General features: G+C 73.2%; 15 protein-coding genes. 11 read left to right on the top strand and 4 right to left on the bottom strand.

Going from position 1 to position 15700, the window contains the following annotated elements:
• Positions 1–24 precede the first annotated feature (24 nt).
• The 3 genes from ACFVVO_RS01940 to ACFVVO_RS01950 all read left to right on the top strand — a co-directional run bounded on the left by ACFVVO_RS01940 (position 25) and on the right by ACFVVO_RS01950 (position 1941).
• Positions 25–696, top strand: a complete 672-nt coding sequence (locus tag ACFVVO_RS01940) for a DUF4328 domain-containing protein (protein ID WP_390051010.1) — start codon at positions 25–27, stop codon at positions 694–696.
• A gap of 91 nt (positions 697–787) precedes the next feature.
• Positions 788–1345, top strand: coding sequence for a hypothetical protein (locus ACFVVO_RS01945; RefSeq protein WP_390051011.1), 558 nt, complete (start codon positions 788–790; stop codon positions 1343–1345).
• A 203-nt stretch (positions 1346–1548) separates the two neighbouring features.
• Positions 1549–1941 (top strand): hypothetical protein, encoded by a 393-nt coding sequence (locus ACFVVO_RS01950; protein WP_390051012.1) that lies wholly within the window; start codon positions 1549–1551, stop codon positions 1939–1941.
• Between the two features lie 91 nt (positions 1942–2032).
• On the opposite strand, the gene ACFVVO_RS01955 is transcribed toward ACFVVO_RS01950, so the two are convergent.
• Positions 2033–4642, bottom strand: a complete 2610-nt coding sequence (locus ACFVVO_RS01955) for an FG-GAP-like repeat-containing protein (RefSeq protein ID WP_390051013.1) — start codon at positions 4640–4642, stop codon at positions 2033–2035.
• Between the two features lie 402 nt (positions 4643–5044).
• Here ACFVVO_RS01955 and ACFVVO_RS01960 point away from each other — a divergent pair, with 402 nt between their 5' ends.
• The 6 genes from ACFVVO_RS01960 (at position 5045) to ACFVVO_RS01985 (ending at position 9843) form a co-directional block, all read left to right on the top strand.
• Positions 5045–5530, top strand: a complete 486-nt coding sequence (locus ACFVVO_RS01960) for a hypothetical protein (protein WP_390051014.1) — start codon at positions 5045–5047, stop codon at positions 5528–5530.
• Between the two features lie 181 nt (positions 5531–5711).
• Entirely contained in the window at positions 5712–6143 is a 432-nt protein-coding gene (locus ACFVVO_RS01965; RefSeq protein ID WP_390051015.1) for a hypothetical protein, read from the top strand.
• 108 nt (positions 6144–6251) lie between these two features.
• Entirely contained in the window at positions 6252–6887 is a 636-nt protein-coding gene (locus tag ACFVVO_RS01970; protein ID WP_390051016.1) for an RNA polymerase sigma factor, read from the top strand.
• Between the two features lie 129 nt (positions 6888–7016).
• The gene (locus tag ACFVVO_RS01975) at positions 7017–7802 is read left to right on the top strand and encodes a hypothetical protein (protein WP_390051017.1); all 786 of its coding nucleotides are present in this window, start codon (positions 7017–7019) and stop codon (positions 7800–7802) included.
• A gap of 260 nt (positions 7803–8062) precedes the next feature.
• A complete protein-coding gene (locus tag ACFVVO_RS01980; protein WP_390051018.1) occupies positions 8063–8725 on the top strand; it encodes an RNA polymerase sigma factor in 663 nt (220 codons plus the stop codon).
• On the top strand, positions 8725–9843 hold the full coding sequence (locus tag ACFVVO_RS01985) for a hypothetical protein (protein ID WP_390051019.1): 1119 nt from the start codon (positions 8725–8727) through the stop codon (positions 9841–9843). Before ACFVVO_RS01980 ends, ACFVVO_RS01985 begins: the two co-directional genes overlap by 1 nt.
• 222 nt (positions 9844–10065) lie before the next feature.
• Here ACFVVO_RS01985 and ACFVVO_RS01990 read toward each other — a convergent pair whose 3' ends face one another.
• Positions 10066–10941 carry a L,D-transpeptidase family protein gene (locus tag ACFVVO_RS01990; protein WP_390051020.1) on the bottom strand — a complete coding sequence of 292 codons (876 nt, stop codon included), beginning with the start codon at positions 10939–10941 and terminating at the stop codon, positions 10066–10068.
• Positions 10942–11022: 81 nt separating this feature from the next.
• Between ACFVVO_RS01990 and ACFVVO_RS01995 the strand changes: the two genes are divergently transcribed.
• Together ACFVVO_RS01995 and leuE are read left to right on the top strand one after the other, a co-directional pair.
• On the top strand, positions 11023–12603 hold the full coding sequence (locus ACFVVO_RS01995) for a methylmalonyl-CoA mutase (RefSeq protein ID WP_390051021.1): 1581 nt from the start codon (positions 11023–11025) through the stop codon (positions 12601–12603).
• A gap of 67 nt (positions 12604–12670) precedes the next feature.
• The gene (leuE, locus tag ACFVVO_RS02000; RefSeq protein ID WP_390051022.1) at positions 12671–13321 is read left to right on the top strand and encodes a leucine efflux protein LeuE; all 651 of its coding nucleotides are present in this window, start codon (positions 12671–12673) and stop codon (positions 13319–13321) included.
• A gap of 66 nt (positions 13322–13387) precedes the next feature.
• Here leuE and ACFVVO_RS02005 read toward each other — a convergent pair whose 3' ends face one another.
• Entirely contained in the window at positions 13388–14299 is a 912-nt protein-coding gene (locus ACFVVO_RS02005; RefSeq protein ID WP_390051023.1) for a class I SAM-dependent methyltransferase, read from the bottom strand.
• 166 nt (positions 14300–14465) lie between these two features.
• Positions 14466–15638, bottom strand: a complete 1173-nt coding sequence (locus ACFVVO_RS02010) for an acyltransferase family protein (protein WP_390051024.1) — start codon at positions 15636–15638, stop codon at positions 14466–14468.
• Positions 15639–15700: the final 62 nt, after the last annotated feature.

Genomic DNA, 15700 nt, shown 5'->3' on the forward strand with positions numbered 1-15700 from the left:
GGAAGATTCACGGGGGGAACTGTCATGTCCGGTACACGCCTGCGTTCACCACTCCTGCTCGGCCGGACCGCCTGCGCCCTGCTGGGCCTGGTCGCCGTCACCGACCTGCTCGCCATCGGGGCCGGTTACGGCGTGTACCGCACGGCCGACGAACTCGCGGCGGGCACCGGCGTGGGTGCCACGCTCTCCCCGCGTGCCTTCCGCGCGGACCATCTGTACTCGGTGGCCGGAGTGCTCCAGACGGTGACGTGGCTGGCCTGCGGCGTCGTCTTCGTGGTCTGGCTCCACCGGGTGCGGGTCAACGCCGAGGTGTTCCGCCCGGACGGGCACAGCAAGGCACGGGCGTGGGTGTTCGCCGGCTGGGTGGTGCCCCTCGCCAACTTCTGGTTCCCCCGCCGCGTGGTCCTGGACATCTGGGACTCCAGCGGCCCCCTCGGCGCGCCCCCGCGGCACGGGCTGGTCAACCTCTGGTGGACGCTGTGGCTCGTCTCCACCGGCGTCGGCCGGCTGATGGCGGACCTCTACGCCTCCGCGGCCACCGGCCAGGAGTTCCGGGACGCCGCGGTGCAGATGATGGCCGCCGACGCCGTCGACATCGCGGCCGCCGCCCTGGCGATCCTGCTCGTCGTGCGGCTGACCCGCAGGCAGCAGGAGAGGGTGCTCGCCGGTCCCGTCTTCGTCACGGCTCTTGGCTGAAAAGCTTCGGCTGTGACACCCTCGGCCCGTTGCACGCAGTAAGGGGAAGTGTGGGCTCCGTAAAGGCGGCGCCCTGGCGAGGGAGGCTTCCATGAGCCTGGTGGAACTGATCGCGCAAGCCGGCGAACGGGGGCTGGCCGTGAGCGGTCTGGCTTGTTTGGACCGGTGCGTGCCCCTGCTGGGCGGTGACGACGAGGTGCTGCGCCCGCTGTGGGCGAGTGTCGCCGAGGGCTCGGACTGGGCCGGCGGCCTGGAGAAGGCGCGCGGCGCGCTCGGCCCGGAGGACTCCGACGAGGACGAGGCCGCGCGGCTCGCCCACCGCATGCTGGACGAGGCCCCGGCCGAGCGCACCCCCGAGGCGGTACGGGCCTGGGCGGACGCCTGCTCCGTCGCCTCCCTGCGCATCCACCGGCTCCTCGACCCCGCCGCCGACGGCACGGACGACACCGGCGACGTGGAGGCCGGCCGCACCGGCGACGCCGAGGGACTGCCCCCGCTCGTCGCCGCTGAGCTGCGCCGCCAGACCGTCGTCCTGGAACTCCTCGCCGAGCACGGCGCGAACGGCCTGCGCCGGGCCCTGGACGTGTCGGTCGAGGGCCGCCGGGTGCTGAGCGCCGTGGTGTCCCGCCGGGCCCGCGGCCGCGGCTGACCGGCCCGTACCGGACGGCGGCCCCGGCCGCCGGCCGAACCACCGCATAGGGGACCGGCGGGCCGTAAACCCCGTTGCTGGGCGAGTCCTGTGTCCGTCCTGCGGTGGCGGTGGGGCGGTCCTGCGCCGTTTGCGGGAACCGGCCTGATCGCTGTGACGGATGCCCCGCGCGGCCCGCTCTTCCCTATGTGACAGCGCACTACGTGACAGCACAGCAGGAGACCCGGCCGCATGCCGCGGCCAAGCCCGCACGCTGGGCCGCGGACACGGTGGCGGCCATGCGCGAGGGCGCGCGGCTCAGGCTCGACTACTCGGTGCAGAGCCTGTGGCGGGTGGACCGGATGATCGACGGCATCCGCCGCGAGGGGCCGCCGTACGCGGCGGTCGAGCACGCGTTGCGCGGCTTCGGCGCCTACGCGGGCGAGGTCGTCGTCCGCCGGACCGGCGCCGAGTGGTGGGCGTCCGGCGGCGAGCACTGGATCCGCACGCCCGACGGCCGCCTGTGGGACCCCATCGACGAGGCCCGCCGCGCCTACGCCGGCCACGGCTCACTGCGCCTGCTGTGCCGGGACGCCACGAGCGGGCCGGCCGACTGACACCGGCGTCCGGCGCCACGGACTCGCCCCGGACGCGCACCGGCCGGGATCCGCCGCCTGGCGGGATCCCGGCCGGTGCGCCGCACGGGTGTTACGGCGTCAGCGTCACGCCCAGCCCGCCGCCCGTCGGGGTGCCGAGCATCGTCCTGCTCAGAACGACCGTCTGGCTGTAGCCGAGGCCCGAGCTGTTGCTCGGCAGGTACATCAGGATGCCGTTGCCGCTGTCCTCGCCCGCCACGCCGAGCGTCAGGTCGGCGCGCCCGTACCCGGACAGGTCGGTGAGGGACACCGACGAACCGGCCTTGTCACCGCTCTCGGTGTTGCCCGGCACGCCCGAGGTGTCCTGCGAGACCGCGACCGCGCCGGAGCCGGTGAGGCCCGAGGCGCCGCCCTTGATGAGGAGCGCCGAGCCCGCGTCGGCCTGGTTGACGCCGCCGCGCGTGATGTCCTCGCCGGGCAGGCCGGTCAGGACGTCCGGGTAGCCGTCACCGTTGTAGTCGCCGACCGAGACGGAGGCGCCCATCGCGTCACCGGACTCGTTGCCGCCGGGGACGCCCGTGGTGTCCTGGTGGACAGTGACCATGCCGGTGGTGGTGAACCCGGTCGAGGAGCCCTGCACCAGGGTGACCTGGCCGCCCGACTTGCCCCCGGACTCGCTCGTGTACGGCTGGCCGATGACGATGTCGTCGTAGCCGTTGCCGTTCACGTCACCGGCGGCGATCGACCGGCCGCCCTTGACCGAGATGACGCCCGCCTTGGTCAGGCCCGTCGCCGAGCCCGCGAACCGCACGACACGGCCGATGCCGCCCGTGTCCCGGTAGTTGAGGGCGACGTCGGCGTATCCGTCCCGGTTGAAGTCACCGGTCGCGGCGTCCAGGTAGGCCACGGAACCGGTGGCCGTGGTCAACGTGCCGGAGGTGGTGGCGCCGCCGGTCAGCCGGACGTTCCAGTTGCCACCCGTACCGGTGCCGGCCGAGAAGACGTCCGCCTTGCCGTCGGCGTTGAAGTCGCCGACCGCGACGGTGGAACCGAGCTTGGCGCCGGTCGCCGCGACGCTGCCCGACGTGGCGTACGAGAAGCCCGAGTCGAGGCCGGGCCCGTACATGACGGTGACCGCGCCGCGGTCGGCGTGGCCGCTGGTGTCGTCCTCGCCGGGCGCGCCGATCGCGAGGTCGGCGTAGCCGTCGCCGTTGACGTCGCCCCAGGCGGTCGCGGCGCCGAAGCTGTCACCGGACTCGGAGGAGCCGGGGACGCCCGGGCTGCTCTGGGTGAGCGTGAGCTTCTCGGCGGAGACAGGACCGTCCACCCCGCCCGGCACGACCGTCACCGAGTTCGCCTTCGGGGTGCCCGCCACCAGGTCGGCCAGGCCGTCCCGGTCGCGGTCGGAGGTCGGCAGCGCGTGCGAGATGCCCGGGGTCTTCGCCAGCGCGGCGATCAGGGACAGCTTGCTGTAGAGGTTGTCGCCGGGGCAGGCGGTGGCGTTGGTGTCCCGGTGCCCGAAGACCCGGGGCAGGGTGATGTCCTGGCCCTTGTCGATCAGGTTGCCGTCCTGGCCCTTGGGGCTGCCGGAGGTCAGCGTGACCTTGCCGGTCGGGTCGATGCCGTACATCCCGAACTTCCACGCCACGATCCGGGCGATCGAGTCGAGCGCGGCCCGGGACGGCTTCGCGGACACGTAGTTGCCGATGTAGGAGATGCCGACCGTGTTCGTGTTGAACCCGATGTCGTGCGCGCCCACCACCGGCAGGTCCATGCCGCCGCTACGGCCCTCGAAGATCTGGCCGCAGCGGTCGACGACGAAGTTGTAGCCGATGTCGAAGTAGCCGCGGGAGAAGTGCTCCTGCTGGATCGTGCGCATCCGGGCCCGCGAGTCGGCGCAGGACACCGCGTTGTCGCTGTCGACACCGGTGTGGTGGATGACGGCGGCCTTGATCTCCGTGCCGTAGCTCGGCGTGCCGTCGTAGTCCGTGGAGGCGCCCCACTCGGACTGCGTGATGACCGGCGGCTTGACGACCGTGGAGGGCCGCGGCGCCGGGACGGTGCTCGACGGGGACGGGGAGACCGAGTCGGACACCGACGGCGAGGCGGACGCGCCGGCGGAGTCGGACACCGAGGGCGAGGGGGACGACGTGTCCGGGGCCGACACCGAGTCGCTGGGCGCCGGGGAGTCGGTCGGTGACGACGGGTCGGACGGCGCAGGTGACGTGGTGTCCGCGGCGAACGCGGCCGGCTCTGGGCTGCCCGCCGGGTCCGTGCCCGGGTCGAGCAGCTTGACGTCCATCCCGGCCGGGAGCCCGGACGTCGTGGTGCCGTCGGCGTCGACCACCCGGACCGCGATGCCGTCCGCGTCGCCCGTCCACATGGACCCCGTGCCGCCGCGCGCCTTCGCCCGCGCGCCCTCGGCGCCGTCGGCGGAGAACGGGTCGTCGGGCAGCTTCGCCCAGTCCGACCACTTCCCGGTCTCCCGCGAGCGGTAACGCAGCTCCGGGGTGCCCTTCAGCTCGGCCCGCTCGTTGTCCCAGGTGAGCAGTGCGGCGCTGAACCGCTCGGTGTCCCGCTTGCCCAGCCCGCGGCGGCCCCCGCCCTGGTCCGCCAGCTTCACTGTGTGCACGGAGGCCTTGCGGCCCGCACCCTTGCCGTCGTTGTGCGCACCCGGGTCCGCGACCGCGTAGGTGACGGCTCCGGCACCGCCCAGTACCACGGCGCCGAGCGTCAGCCACGCCCGTCGCTTGAGACTGAGCGGTCTGTACGCATGGGTCCTGCGAGGACTCAACTGTCCCACCCCTAGAAAAAGAACACGGTGACATCAACTGCCACACGAGTGACACCTGTTCAGCGCACAGACCCCGCCGAACGTCACCCTGCCCGGCTCCGGCCCTGCCCGGCTCCGGCCCTGCCCGGCTCCGGCCCTGCCCGGCTCCGGCCCGGCTCCGGCTCGGCTCGGCCTCGGGCCGCCTCGGGCCGCCTCGGCCCCCGCTCCGCTCCCGGCGTCCGAACGGCCGCTTTCGGCACGGCCGGCCGCGATACGGTCGGTCGGGACGGTCGCCCGGGCACCCGGTGACATCAGGGGTCGGGCATCGACGAGCGGATCGGGCGGTCGGCAGTGGGACACATACGCGTACTCGCCGCGGGGCTCGTGGTGCTCGCCTCGCTCACCTCGTGCGCCTCGCCGGACGACGGCGGGGACGAGCAGGGCCGGTGTTCCGTACGGTCCGACCCGGCGCCGATCGAGAAACGCTTCCCCGTCCTCGGGACGCCGGAGCGGGCGCACTGGTGCGGTGTGGTCCTGAACGCCGGCGACGGACGCGTGCCCGGGCCGACGGACGTGCGGCTCGTCGGTGTCGTCGAACTCGCGCCCGAGGCCTTCGCCAGGATCGTCGAGGACCTGGGGGAGAACCCGGTCGCGGAGGCGCCGAAGGGGCTGCCCGACGAGATCGTGAAGTTCTTCCCGGGCGAGGCCCGATGGCGACGGAGCGACCGGCTCGATCGGTCCATCACCCAGGAGCGCTACAGCGGTTCGTTCCACGTCGACACGGCACACCGCGCGGTGCTCGTGGACTGCGTCGATCCAGTCCCGTCGACGCACTGAGCGCCGTCGCTCCGGGCGGAGACGCGCGAGCGGCCCCAAAGGTTGTACACCGCCTGCATTCTGTCCGTGTGGCAATCGACACTTCCGCGACCCGTGATGTTCTCGGGGGCGCCTCCGCTTGAGCAACTGGGGGAATCCGGCCGGGTGTTCCCCCGCAGTCGAGTCAAGGGGGAGCCGTCTCATGCGGGAAGTGTGTGAACGCCTGCCGTACGCCGAGGAGATGCGGGCATGCGCGGCCGCCTTCGTCACGCGGGTCACCGCCCGCAACCGGTTGCCGCTGGACTACTCCGAGCGCAGCCTGCGGCTCGTCGACTTCCTGATCGACGGGCTGCGCAAGGGCGGCGCCGACCGGGAACGGGTCCACGAGACGCTGCTCGGCCTGGGGGCGTACGTCGGTGAGGTGCTGGTGCGGCGCGCGGGGGCGGTGTGGGTGGACTTCGACGCCGGCCAGCGCGCGTACTTCGGGCAGCCGGCCGGCGTCCGCATGGGGGACGGCCGGGTCTGGAACCCGCTCGGCAAGGTCGTCAACCGCTTCGAGGCCGGCGGCCCCGAGGAGTCCCTTCAGACCTTCTATCTGACCCTGCACGGCCGGGTGCGCAGGGTGGCCGCCTGACGGCTTTCGGTGAACGCGCCGCGGCGGCTGTGACAAATCTGTGAGCTGCGGCGCTGATGACCTTGGGGCTCGGGGACGGCCCGGGCCCGGTTCGGACGAGGACGGTTCTTGGGCCAGGGAGGCGAACCCCGCCGCGTACAGGCGTACGACGGGGAACTGGGCGCTGCCGTCGCGCGGGCCCAGGACGGGGACGAGGCCGCGTTCGCGGTGGCGTACCGGATGGTGCAGCCGGGGCTGCTCGGCTATCTGCGCGGTCTGGTCGGCGAGGACGCGGAGGACGTGGCTTCCGACGCCTGGCTGGAGATAGCCCGCGACCTCGGACGGTTCAAGGGCGACGGCGCCGGGTTCCGCGGCTGGACCGCGACCATCGCCCGCCACCGGGCACTGGACCACCTGCGCAGACAGCGGGTACGGCCCCGGGCGGCGGCGGTGCTCGAACAGGACGTACTGGACCTGCCCGGACCGCACAGCACGCACGACCAGGCGCTGGAGTCCATCTCCACCCAGCGGGCCCTGGAACTGGTCCGCGCCCTGCCCCGCGACCAGGCCGAGGCCGTTCTGCTCCGGGTGGTCGTCGGCCTCGACGGCCCCTCCGTGGCGCGGGTCCTCGGCAAACGGCCCGGCGCGGTCCGCACCGCCGCGTACCGCGGGCTCAAGCGGCTCGCCCGTCAACTCGGCGGCCCGGGCGCGGCGGACGAGGGTGTGACGGACGGCGGCCCCCGCACGCTGGGGGAGTCGAAATGAACGGTGACGGCCGACGGCCGTACAGATCAGGCGGAAGCAGTATCAGCAGCGGAACCAGCAGCGGCAGTGGCACGAGGCTCCCCGGGCGATCCGGTGATCCGGCGGGCCGGACCAGGGACGGGAACAGGCATGGGTGAACGGCTGAGCGGCGAGGGGCTGCCCGCCCGCCGGCGCGGACACCCCGGCGGTACCGTCACGGGCTTCGCGCCGGCCGGTCCGGACACCGCGTTCGAGGCCCGCCTCGCCGCCGCGCTCCGCGGGGACGGCACGGGTGGCGTCGACCCCGAGGCCGAGCGGCGCGCCGTGGCCGCCTTCCGCACCGCCCGGGACACCGGGCAGTGGCGGGCGCGGACCCGGCGCCGGGACGACTGGCGGCCCGCGCGGCCGCGCCGCGCGAGGTTCTCGGTGCGGACCACGCTCTCCGTGTTCCTCGCGAGCCTCACGCTGGGCGGCGTCGCCTTCGCGGCGATCGGTGCCCCCGGGTTCGCCGGGCACGACGACGGCGGGACCGGCTCGCGCCGTACGCGGCCGCCGGTGAGCACGGCACCCCGGCAGCAGGCCGCCGAGCCGGCCGGCACCGCTTCCGCGTCGCCCTCGGCCCGCCCGCACCACCCCGCCACCGCCGAGGACATGCGCGCGCACTGCCGCGCCTACGAGCAGGTCCGGGGTCAGGGCAAGGCGCTGGACTCGACGGCCTGGCAGCGGCTCGTCATCGCCGCGGGCGGCGAGGACGACGTCGCCGACTACTGCGCGGCGCAGACCGCGCGTCCCGCGCGGACGAGCCACCCGGACAACGGCTCGGACAACAACGGCACGGGTAGCGGCTCGGGCAACGGCTCGGGCAACAAGGCGCGCAACAGCGGCAGTTCGGGCCAGAAGGCGGCCGGCCCCAAGAGGGCCGACGAGAAGAAGTGACCCCGCCCGGGCGGAAGTCCGGGGCCAGGGCAACGGCCGGGGCCGCCACCCCCCACAGGAGAGGCCCCGGCCGTCGCGCTTCACGGGCCGCGCCGCGGCCCGTACTTTCTTCAGCGCCAAGAGTGCGTTTTCTGTCACACCCCGTCGCTCCCCGACGTGTCACGAGTTAGTTGCATCTTCTACGGACATGGACGTGGGCGGGTTTCTCGCCGTAACGTGCCTTTCGCGCCGGACCGAAGACATGGCGTAAAGGGAGTGCGGTGCTGGGGGACGACGCGGAGCTGACCGCCGCGGTGCGTGCGGCACAGGACGGGGACGAGACCGCGTTCCGGACGGTGTACCGCGCGGTGCAGCCGAGACTGCTGGGTTACGTACGCACGCTGGTCGGCGATCCGGACGCGGAGGACGTCGCGTCCGAGGCATGGCTCCAGATCGCCCGGGACCTCGACCGGTTCAGCGGCGACGCCGACCGCTTCCGCGGCTGGGCCGCCCGGATCGCCCGCAACCGCGCGCTGGATCACATTCGGATGCGCGGCCGCCGCCCCGCCATCGGCGGCGACGAGACGGAACTGACCGGCCGGGCCGCCGACTCGGACACGGCCGGTGAGGCGATGGAGGCCCTGGCCACCGACAGCGCCCTCTCGCTCATCGCGCGGCTTCCGCAGGACCAGGCCGAGGCGGTCGTGCTGCGCGTGGTGATGGGCCTCGACGCCAAGTCCGCGGCCGAGACGCTCGGCAAGCGCGCGGGCGCCGTACGCACCGCCGCGCACCGGGGCCTGAAACGGCTCGCGGAGCTGCTCGGCGGCGATCCGGAATCGGCAGGTGTGCTCGACGCGCTGCCGCCCCAGCGAGAACCGCGTGGCCGCGCGGTGACGTCCGCGACTGTGACGCATACGCGTCCGCGGACGCAGAAGGACATGTGATGGCCGACGAGCGCTGTGTTTCTCCGGGGGACGACTCCCGGGCCCCCGGCGAGTGGCTCACCGGGGAAACGGCGGAACGTCTACTGCGCGGCGAGTCGCCGGCATCCCTCGACCCCGCGGCCCGTGACCAGGCCGAACGGCTCGCCGAAACGCTGCGCGCGCTCTCCGTCCCGGCGGCCGACGCCGGCGGTGAACTGCGTGGCGAGGAGGCCGCGCTGGCCGCGTTCCGCAAGGCCCGCGAGGCGGCCGAGGCCGAGCGTACCGCCGCTGCCTTCGGCGACGGCGCCCCCGGAAGGAGAGCCGCACCGCTCGCGGCCGGCACCGGCGAGGGCCTGGTCCGCATCGGTGCCCCTTCCCGTTCCGGAAGCCGCTCCCGCCGCCCGCGCTGGGCCCGGCCGGTCCGCCTGACGCTCGCCGCGGCGGTGGCCGCCGGCACGCTCGGCGGGGTCGCCGTGGCCGCCGGCAGCGGAGTGCTGCCCATCCCGTTCCAGGAGGACCGCCCGGCTCCCGCCGCCTCCGTCTCCGCGGGTGAGACACACGGACGACCGCGCGTCTCACCCTCCGCCCGGGTCCCGCAGGGCCCCGGCAACGGCATGGGCACCCCCGGCGGCGGCCCCGGCGCGTCTGCCGGTGGTGCCCCCTCGGGCGGGGCCACCCCCGGCATCGGCAAGGGCGGCACGCCCGGACCCGGCGCGTCCGGCGGGACCACCGGCAGCTGGTGGCGGGAGGCCACCACGGCCTGCCGTGACATCCGGGACGGCAAGGACCTGGGCAACAGCCGCAAGCGCGCCCTGGAGGGCCTGGCGGGCGGTGCCGCGCGGGTCGGCAAGTACTGCGACTCCGTCCTGACGGGCCGGCTCTCCACCGGCGGGGACGACAACGCCGGCGACGAGTCGGGCGAGGGTGGGAAGGGCGGCGGCAAGGGCGAGGGCGGTACCGGCAAGGGTGACGAGAACGGCCAGGGCGGTGACGAGGACGGCCGAGGGCGCGGTCATCACGGTGGCCGGCACCGGGGCGTGGTGGTGTCCCCCTCCCCCTCGGACCGCACGTCCCTGGCACCCGGCCGGAGCAGTGCCGCTCCGGTCCCCTCGCCGAGCCCCACGTACTCCGCCCTCTGACCTCCCGTCTTCGACTCTCTCCACCCCTCTGACCTGCGGATTTATCAATCGCGAAATTTTTTTCGCGAGAGGTGTGACGTTTCTGGTCCCCTCGACGCAGTACTGAGTGAGCCGACTGGTCATCGGCCGTCGCACTGAGCCGGGGTTCCCCCCGTACCTACGGCTCGTGCATATGGCGCGGGCGGGACACGTTCCCCCGGTCCCGCCCGCGCCCCGAATCCCTCACCAGTGGACGACGACCTTGTCGCCCACCCGCACCTGAGCGAACAGCGCGGCGATCGCCGCCTCGTCCCGTACGTTGACGCATCCGTGCGAGCCGCCCGCGTAACCCCGGGCCGCGAAGTCGTAGGAGTAGTGCACCGCCTGGCCGCCGCTGAAGAACAGCGCGTACGGCATGGGGGAGTCGTAGAGCGTCGACACATGGTGCCGTGACTTCCAGTAGACGTGGAACACACCCTCGCGGGTCGGCGTGTACTGGCTGCCGAAGCGGACCGACATCGTCCCCAGCGTGCGCCCGTCGACCACCCAGCGCAGGGTCCGGCTGGTCTTGCTGATGCACAGCACCCGCCCGGTCAGACAGCGCGGGTCGGGCGCGTCGGCCGGCTGGCCGCCCATCAGGTACAGCTCCCACTTGCCGGGCCGGTGGGTCATGTCCAGCAGCCGCTGCCAGGTGACGGTGTCCAATGCGCCGGTCCGCGGCAGCCGGCGCTTGCCCTGGAAGCCGCTGACGGCCCGCTCGGTCAGATCGTCGTACGTGCCGGTCGGCCCGTCGAACAGCCAGTCGACCTGGCGCAGCCGTGCCTGGAGTTCACGCACGCCCGTACCGCTGTCGCCGCGCGACCACAGCACCCGGGGCGCGGGATCTGCGGGCCTGGCGGTGGGGGTCGAGGCGGCCCGCCCGCCGGTCTCGGCCGCCCCGCCGGACTCGGCCGACCGGGTGGCAGTGGGAGCGTGGCTGGACGGCAGCTCGATGCGCACGGGCAGGTGGTGCTTGCCGTCGGCGTCCGCGGGCCGCACGCTGCAGCCGCTGAGCGCGGCGAGGGCGGCGGTCGAGACGAGTGCGGCGAGTACGGCGGCAGATCTCCCCGGGATCCTCATGCCGGAGATGCTTCCCCGCGTGACCGCCGCCGAACTACGGGGCATGGTGAGGTGGTGTCGGAACGTACTGCGGAGGCATCCATGGCACGTGAGTCGGAGTCGGGGCTGCCGATCGAGCCGGTCTACGGACCCGGCGACCTGACCGGCTGGGACCCGGCCGGAAAACTGGGCGAGCCGGGCGGATACCCCTACACGCGCGGGGTGTACCCGACGATGTACACCGGCCGCCCCTGGACCATGCGCCAGTACGCCGGCTTCGGCACGGCGGCGGAGTCCAACGCCCGCTACCGACAGCTGATCGCCCACGGCACCACCGGCCTCTCCGTCGCCTTCGACCTGCCCACCCAGATGGGCCACGACTCCGACGCGCCCCTCGCGCACGGCGAGGTCGGCAAGGTCGGCGTGGCCATCGACTCGATCGAGGACATGCGGGCGCTGTTCGACGGCATCCCGCTGGACCAGGTCTCCACGTCGATGACGATCAACGCCCCGGCGGCCCTCCTGCTGCTCCTCTACCAACTGGTGGCGGAGGAGCAGGGCGTACCGGCTGACCGGCTGACCGGCACCATCCAGAACGACGTCCTGAAGGAGTACATCGCGCGCGGGACGTACATCTTCCCGCCGAAGCCCTCGCTGCGCCTGACGGCGGACATCTTCAAGTACTGCGGCGCCGAGATCCCGAGGTGGAACACCATCTCCATCTCCGGCTACCACATGGCCGAGGCGGGCGCCTCGCCCGCGCAGGAGATCGCCTTCACCCTCGCCGACGGCATCGAGTACGTCCGCACGGCCGTGGCGGCGGGCATGGACGTGGACGACTTCGCGCCCCGCCTGTCCTTCTTCTTCGTGGCCCGCACCACGCTGCTGGAGGAGGTCGCCAAGTTCCGCGCGGCGCGCCGGATCTGGGCGCGGGTCATGAGGGAGGACTTCGGCGCGCGGAACCCGAAGTCCCTGATGCTGCGCTTCCACACCCAGACGGCGGGCGTCCAGCTGACGGCCCAGCAGCCGGAGGTGAACCTGGTCCGGGTCGCGGTGCAGGCCCTCGGGGCCGTCCTCGGCGGCACCCAGTCCCTGCACACCAACTCCTTCGACGAGGCGATCGCCCTGCCGACGGACAAGAGCGCCCGCCTGGCCCTGCGCACCCAGCAGGTGCTGGCGCACGAGACGGACGTGACGGCGACGGTCGACCCCTTCGCCGGCTCCTACGCGGTGGAGCGGCTGACCGACGACGTGGAGGCGGCCGCGCTGGACCTGATGCGCAGGGTCGAGGACCTGGGCGGTGCCGAGGCGGCGATCGAACAGGGCTTCCAGAAGGCCGAGATCGAGCGGAACGCGTACCGCATCGCCCAGGAGACCGACTCCGGTGAGCGCGTGGTGGTCGGCGTCAACCGCTTCCGGCTCGACGAGGAGGAGCCCTACGAGCCGCTGCGCGTGGACCCGGCCATCGAGGCCCGGCAGGCGGAGCGGCTGGCCCGGCTGCGGGCCGAGCGGGACCGGGGCGCGCTGGACGCGGCGCTGACCGCGCTGAAGAAGGCCGCGGAGGGCGAGGAGAACGTCCTGTACCCGATGAGGGAGGCGCTGCGGGCGCGGGCGACGGTGGGCGAGGTGTGCGACGCCCTCCGGTCGGTCTGGGGCAGCCACGTGCCCTCGGACGCGTTCTGAGCCCGGCCCGTCTCGCCCTCCGAAATCCCCGGCCGCACTGTCGTACCCCCGTGCGACACTCCTTGCCATGTTCGGCGTCATCGATCTCCCCACCTATCTGGCAGGGCTCGTCCTCATCGTCCTGCTGCCCGGTCCCAACTCGCTCTACGTCCTCTCCGTCGCCGCCCGGCGCGGTGTCCGGTCCGGCTATACGGCCGCCGCCGGGGTGTGGTGCGGGGACACCGTGCTGATGACGCTGTCCGCCGCCGGGGTCGCCTCGCTGCTGCAGGCCAACGCCGTGCTCTTCGGCATCGTGAAGTACGCCGGTGCCGGCTATCTGACCTGGCTGGCGCTCGGGATGATGCGGGCCGCGTGGCAGCTGTGGCGGACCCGGCGGGAGAAGGTCGTCGAGGAGACCGCCGCCGTCGTCGCGGCCGAGGAGCGGCCGTTCCGCCGCGCCCTCGTCGTCAGTCTCTTCAACCCCAAGGCGATCCTGTTCTTCGTCGCCTTCTTCGTGCAGTTCGTGGACCCGGGCTACGCCTACCCGGCCCTCTCCTTCGTCGTCCTCGGCGCCTTCGCGCAGGCTGCCAGCTTCCTGTACCTGAGCGCGCTGATATTCGGCGGCACCCGGCTCGCCGCCGCCTTCCGCCGCCGCAAGCGGCTGTCGGCCACGGCCACCTCGGCGGCGGGCGCCCTGTTCCTCGGCTTCGCGGTCAAGCTGTCGCTGGCGAGCGCGTAGGACGCGGGCTCCCGGGCCGCCCGCCCGTGCGGGCGGCCCGGGAGGACACCGGGGCCGTGCGGCCGGTCAGCCCCTGGCGGCGCGCGCGTTGCGTATCGCCCGCGTGACGACGGGCGGGAGCAGGTCCACCGCGACCCGGCGGGCCCGGTCGCCGTGGCGGGTGGTCGGCGCCGCGGGCGCCGGCGCCGAGCGCCCGGGTGCCGCCGGGGCGGTCGCCTTCGCGTGCCTGGAGGGCGGGAACTCCGGCGCCTTCATGCCCCTGGACTTCAGCCGGACGATCCGGTGCCCGGCGGCCTCCTGGACGCTCAGGTGGCAGTCGGACCGCTCCCGCGCCATGGCGATGAGTCGCTCCCGCACCGGCTCCGGATCGCCCCAGGTGCCGTAGAGCTTCTGCGTGCTCAGGCAGATGGGGCGCAGGCCCCGGTTGAGCACGGCCTCCCAGGCGGCCAGGGACACGCCCGGGGTGTGCTCGGAGCGGAAGTCGTCGAGGACGACGGTGCCGCCGGGCAGCAGCAGGTCGTGGGCCGCGCCTATGTCGTCGTGCACGTGCTCGTACAGGTGCGAGGCGTCGATGTGCACGAACCGGCAGGAGCGCGGCGCGACCTCCGCGCGCACCAGGGAACTGGGCCCCTGGACCACACGGGGCAGCTCGTCGTGGAAGGAGCGGTAGTTCTCCTCGAAGGCGTGCCGGGTCAGCGCGCGGTAGGACTTGGTCGACTCGGCCCGGTTGGCGTTGTCCGGGGCGTCGCCCTCGAAGAGGTCGCACACCGTGTACCGCTCGCCCGGCTGCCGGTGCCGGCCGGTGAAGATCGCGCTCTTGCCCATGTAGACGCCGACCTCCAGGAGGTCGCCGCGGGTCCCGGAGGCCTCCTGGAGGTTCAGGAACCAGTCGAAGAGCAGTTGGTCGAGCACCGGGAACCAGCCGGGCACGTCGTCGAGGCTGTGGGGCGGTCGCGTCGTTTCCTGGGTGGTGGCCATGGGGCGGATGCACTCCCTCGATAGGCAGTCTGTGAGATTCCTGCGAAAGCCCGTGGGGGGCGGCAGGCATCACGGTGTCTGCCCCGAGGGGCGGTGCGAAAGCCAGGAAAAGGTGAACGGATGACCAACGTCCGGATCGCCCGGCGGGCCGGCCGTTTTCCCTTCTCTATTTCGGCAAGGTGAACGACGCCGGAATTCCAGGTGTACGGGACTTCTTCAGCGCCCTTTTCAGTCGCGGACCGAATGGTTTCTCCACGAACCGGTGCATCAGCCACGCCAGCAGCAGCATGCCCAGCACCGTCGCCGCGAGCGTCGCGTACGCGGGCAGCCCGAGGCCCCGGCGCAGCACCCGGATGACGAACCAGCCCAGGTGCTCGTGGACCAGGTAGAACGGGTAGGTCAGCGCGCCGGCCGTGGCCAGCCAGGGCCAGTCGGCCCGCCGGGTCCAGCCGAGCGCCACGGCCGCCACGGCGGCGAAGGCGAGGGTGACGATCAGCAGGATCACGAGCGGGCTGCGGACGAAGTCGCCGTGCGCGCCCGGGTGCCACAGCCCGCTCGTCGCGGTGCTCTGCCCGAGCAGCCAGGAGACGGCCACGATGCCCCACAGCAGCGGATCGCTGCCGAAGCGGTGGATCAGGTAGAGGGCGAGACCGCCGATGAAGAAGGGCGCGTACTCCGGCATGACGAGCTGGTCCGTCAGCGCGTTGCCGCTGGTGCGGCACACCACCGCCGCCAGCGTCCACACGGAGGCGAACAGCACCACCCGGCGGTAGGTGACCCCGCGCAGGACGACGAACAGGGCGAACAGCGCGTAGAAGCGCACCTCGACCCAGAGCGTCCAGCACACGCCCAGCACCCGCGGCGCGCCCATGGGCTGCTGCAGCATCGTCAGGTTGACCAGGAACTCGTCCGGCCGGACCGCGTGCACCACGGCCGGCAGCACCAGGGCGGCGCCGGTGACCAGCACCAGGGCCACCCAGTAGGCGGGGTAGAGACGGGCGACCCGGGACCGGAAGAAGTCGCCGAGGCTGCGGCCCCAGCTGCTCATGCAGATGACGAAGCCGCTGATGACGAAGAAGAACTGGACGCCCAGACAGCCGTACGTCGCCACCTGGGACAGGGTCGGGAAGACGCGTGACGGGCTCTGGTGCCAGGACTCCGAGACCGTGCCGCCGCGTCCGGCGTAGTGGTAGAGGCAGACCATCAGCGCGGCCACGAGCCGCAGACCGTCGAGGGCGTGCAGCCGGCCCCGCCGTCCGGTGCGGACGGCGGGGGCCGAGCCCGCCTCGGGCACCGGGGGAGCGGGAACGGTGGCGAGGGAAGGCGAAGAAGCAGGCATGGTGTCCCAGAACTTAGTCGATAAACCACTGATAATCCCGATCCCTTTTGTGAAAGTCCCCG

The sequence above is a fragment of the Streptomyces sp. NPDC058145 genome (genome assembly GCF_042884245.1).
Taxonomy (GTDB): domain Bacteria; phylum Actinomycetota; class Actinomycetes; order Streptomycetales; family Streptomycetaceae; genus Streptomyces.